Annotated in this window: 5 protein-coding genes and 2 pseudogenes; 5 read left to right on the top strand and 2 right to left on the bottom strand. The window is 42.7% G+C overall.

Annotated elements, in window-relative coordinates:
• The 4 genes and pseudogenes from ACFINH_RS09320 to ACFINH_RS09305 form a co-directional block, all read left to right on the top strand.
• Positions 1-552 (top strand): annotated as a pseudogene (locus ACFINH_RS09320) (phage tail protein); the annotation flags it as partial.
• A 5-nt stretch (positions 553-557) separates the two neighbouring features.
• On the top strand, positions 558-938 hold the full coding sequence (locus tag ACFINH_RS09315; protein ID WP_375632856.1) for a phage tail protein: 381 nt from the start codon (positions 558-560) through the stop codon (positions 936-938).
• A complete protein-coding gene (locus ACFINH_RS09310) occupies positions 935-1,159 on the top strand; it encodes a tail protein X (RefSeq protein WP_375632854.1) in 225 nt (74 codons plus the stop codon). The genes ACFINH_RS09315 and ACFINH_RS09310 overlap by 4 nt, the downstream gene beginning before the upstream one ends.
• Positions 1,156-2,463, top strand: a complete 1,308-nt coding sequence (locus ACFINH_RS09305; RefSeq protein WP_375632852.1) for a phage late control D family protein — start codon at positions 1,156-1,158, stop codon at positions 2,461-2,463. The genes ACFINH_RS09310 and ACFINH_RS09305 overlap by 4 nt, the downstream gene beginning before the upstream one ends.
• Before the next feature lie 92 nt (positions 2,464-2,555).
• On the opposite strand, the gene ACFINH_RS09300 is transcribed toward ACFINH_RS09305, so the two are convergent.
• Positions 2,556-2,867, bottom strand: a complete 312-nt coding sequence (locus ACFINH_RS09300) for a DNA-binding protein (protein ID WP_208439803.1) — start codon at positions 2,865-2,867, stop codon at positions 2,556-2,558.
• A gap of 12 nt (positions 2,868-2,879) precedes the next feature.
• The gene (locus tag ACFINH_RS09295; RefSeq protein WP_375632850.1) at positions 2,880-3,203 is read right to left on the bottom strand and encodes a type II toxin-antitoxin system RelE/ParE family toxin; all 324 of its coding nucleotides are present in this window, start codon (positions 3,201-3,203) and stop codon (positions 2,880-2,882) included.
• 182 nt (positions 3,204-3,385) lie between these two features.
• Here ACFINH_RS09295 and ACFINH_RS09290 point away from each other — a divergent pair.
• Positions 3,386-3,462, top strand: a pseudogene (locus ACFINH_RS09290) (lysozyme); the annotation flags it as partial.

Here is a 3,462-nt window from a genome sequence, read left to right as displayed (position 1 = left end):
ATCAATGCATTGATTGAGTGGCTGTTTGGGATCAATCTCATGGAAGCAGGAACCAATCTGATTAACGGGCTTTGGGAGGGCATCAAAAGCAAATGGGATGATCTGTATAACGGTTTTGGCAATATGATGAAGAAATTAACCAGTTGGATGCCTAATTGGGTGAAAGAAAAGCTAGGGTTTAATGTTTCAATAGACAAGACTTCAACGCAGACCATTAAAACCTTTACCGAAGAAACCAATACACAGGCAAAAAGAATGCTGGATACAGCAGTGGTTACAAATACCCCCCCTGAAAAACGCAAGAGTGGTTTTAATACAAGTGTCGTTGAAACAGGACAAATGCAGGCAACAAATAAAGTAGGTGCCTTTAAAGCTCCAAAGCCAATTACGGTTCATAAGCCCGTTGAAGTAGACGCCCGTGTAACCATTACAAATCTAAATATTTCCGTCCCCAATGGTCTCAAGGACGAAATCAGAGACGCTGTCAATCAAGCACTTGAACGCTATGCAAAACAGCAACGTTTAGCCATAGCCTCTAGCCTTTCGGATTAAATACCATGATGTTAGCTTTGGGTGGTTTTATTTTTTCGATTGAAACAGCAGCTTATCAAACACTTGATATGTCTTATGGGGTTCCATGGGTAGAGCAAGGACGATTGGGGCGCAAAGCAGCTCTTCAATTACCAGCTGTTGCAAATGCGGAATTTTCTTTAACTGGTGTGATTTATCCAGATTTCAAAGGTGGTCATAGACAGCTCGAATATTTACGGCAAATGGCACATAAAGGACCTCACATTCTTGTGACTGGTCAAGGCAAAATCTTAGGTAAGTTTGTCATTCTTTCTGTAGAGGAAAAACAAAGCGTTTTTCATCATAATGGCACCCCAAAAAAACAAGAATTTACGATAAAGTTGAGAGAATATGGTGAAGAGCTATGAGTGATCTTTACGTAACAAAAGAAGGCGATATGATTGATGCCATTTGCTGGAGATACTATGCAAAGGGTCAACAAGCCCTTGCTGTTGAACGCGTTTATGCAGCAAATTTTGGTCTTGCAGACTATGGACCCATTTTAAAAGCAGGCATCACCATAGTTTTGCCGTCCCTCCCCTATCCGAAAGCCACACCAGTGATCAGAATTTGGGGTAGCAAATCATGAAACCTTTTTGCACGGTTCTGGCAAATGGAGAAGACATCACCAAAACGCTCATGGATTATGTTTTATCAATTGAAATTACCGATGAAGCAGAAAACAAAAGTGATCGTATCACTATAGAGCTTGATGACCGTGCGCGTGACAGTGATAACGGCTTTCTTGATATTCCTCTCATCGGGACAGTTATTTCCATAACACTTGGCTATGAAGGCGGGAAAAACCGCGATATGGGAGCCTATCTGATAGACGAAATTTCTGTAAGCAGCCCACCGCAAAGCTTAAGTGTTACAGGACGCGCCGCATCAATGAACACGTCTTACAGAACCCCAAAAAGCCAATCCTACCACCAGAAAACCCTTGGCAGTATTGTTCAAGAGATAGCAGAGCGTAATGGCTATACACCAAAAGTTGACCCTGCTCTTGCTAAAATTGTTGTGCGTCACATTGATCAAACAGCTGAAAGCGATATGGCTTTTGCCGCACGCCTTGCAGGAGGATATGATGCGGTAGCAAAACCCGTTGATGGCAAGCTTGTTTTGGCTAGACGGGGGGAAGGCAAAGCTATCACTGGTGAAACACTCCCCGTTATTGTTATTCATGAGAAACATTGTACCTCTTGGGATTTTAAATACAGTGCGCGTGATGAAGCAGGTGCAGCCAATGGCTTAGAAACAGATGTGGGAGACGACCAAAAAGCCGCTGCTGATGCACGAAAACCAGAGGAAATTGATGACAGCGAAGATGTGATCCATATGGATGAAAGTGACGCCCCCAATTTGCCTAAAGAAGAGACGGAAGCCAAAACATCTGAAAATCAAGAGCAAGAAGAAGAGAAGAAAGGCGGTGTTCTCGCAAGCTATCATGATATTCGCACTGGTGAAAAAAAAGAAGTCAAAGTTGGTAAAGCACCGTTTCATGAACTCAAATATACCTACCATAACCAATCAGAGGCTGTTGCAGCCATTGCTGCTTATCGCAATAAATCATCACGCGGTAAGTCTTCTTTCTCATGTGATATCGGAGGTAATCCGTTTGTACAAGCAGAAGCAAAACTTGTTCAAGAGCCCCCTTTCCGCCCCTATATTCCAGCAGAATGGCGCATCAAGAGCGTTAAGCACAAACTTGATAAAACGGGTGGTTACACCACAAAAATAGAGTGCGAACTTTTTGATAAAGCGCAAGAAGATGCGGCTGGAAACGTTGCAAACACAACACCAGACAAGGATGATACCCTTGATCCAAACGCCCCACCAAACGCATGCGACGAAGGCGAAGGCGTCATCCATATGGATGAGGAAGATACATGATAGGTTATAAACTAGATATAGAGCCCCTCATTAAAAATGATTGCTTAAATACCTCCCTTCCCCATCTTTAAAGGTGGGGAGTGGAACTAAAGTTACACGTGTGGAACTGGTCGTTCAAGAGGCTGTACAGCCAAACGAAACCCCATGGTACGCAGTAAAGCATTCAAGCTGCGGAACTCTGGATTACCTTTTTCTGAAAGTGTACGGTAAAGTTGTGTTGGGTTCAAGTTGGCTGCTTTAGCTACAGCTTGAACACCACCATAAGCTTTGGCCATTTGGCGTAGAGTTACAAGCAGCTCACCCTGATCACCATCTGCTAGGATTGCATCAAGGGTAGCTGCTGCCAACTCAGGATCATCACGGAATATTTCTGCCATTGCATCATCATGGTTACGGTCTTTCATTTTTGCACTCCTTTAATCTTCACGGTTTTGCCAATCACGCCAGCAAGCACATGCACGAGTGATATCAGTCTCTTGTGTTTTTTTGCTGCCACCGCATAATAGCAACAATACGGTCTTTCCAGATTGGACATAATAAACTCGGTAGCCAGGACCAACATTAATACGCAATTCATGAACACCCTCACGAAGCGGCTTGAAATCGCCAAAGTTTCCCTGCTCTAAACGATTAAGGCGGCGAATAATTGCAGTTTTAGCCTGTATATCACGGAGCTTTCGCAGCCAATCAGCTATCAAGTCTTTGCCATCAGAAGTAAGGTAGTGACGTATTTCAAACATGATGTATATTCGTTTATAAACGAATATTTGTCAAGAGAGAAATTAAAAGTTGAGAAAAAATCTTCTTTTATTCCAATGAAAAAGCGACATGAAGCTTAACCAAGCTATCTTTCCGAATGAGAAAGATGTCAATTTTTTAATCCAGCTCTGCTTTTTGCGGAGCTTTTTTTATGGAGAATCATATGCGAAAAATATCATCAGAAGGGCTAGCACTTATTAAACAATGGGAAGGCTTGCGTTTAAACGCCTACAAAGATAC

Origin of the sequence: Bartonella sp. AA74HLJMH (assembly GCF_042197045.1) — a bacterium.
In the GTDB taxonomy this organism is placed as follows: Bacteria; Pseudomonadota; Alphaproteobacteria; order Rhizobiales; family Rhizobiaceae; genus Bartonella.
The sequence above is the reverse complement of the archived record's forward strand: the minus strand, read 5'-3'. Positions and strand labels throughout refer to the sequence as shown.

Excerpts from the sequence above, each read along its gene's own strand:
- ACFINH_RS09315 (WP_375632856.1), top strand. The coding sequence starts at position 558 with ATGATGTTAGCTTTGGGTGGTTTTATTTTTTCGATTGAAACAGCAGCT.
- ACFINH_RS09310 (WP_375632854.1), top strand. The coding sequence starts at position 935 with ATGAGTGATCTTTACGTAACAAAAGAAGGCGATATGATTGATGCCATT.
- ACFINH_RS09305 (WP_375632852.1), top strand. The coding sequence starts at position 1,156 with ATGAAACCTTTTTGCACGGTTCTGGCAAATGGAGAAGACATCACCAAA.
- ACFINH_RS09300 (WP_208439803.1), bottom strand. The coding sequence starts at position 2,867 with ATGAAAGACCGTAACCATGATGATGCAATGGCAGAAATATTCCGTGAT.
- ACFINH_RS09295 (WP_375632850.1), bottom strand. The coding sequence starts at position 3,203 with ATGTTTGAAATACGTCACTACCTTACTTCTGATGGCAAAGACTTGATA.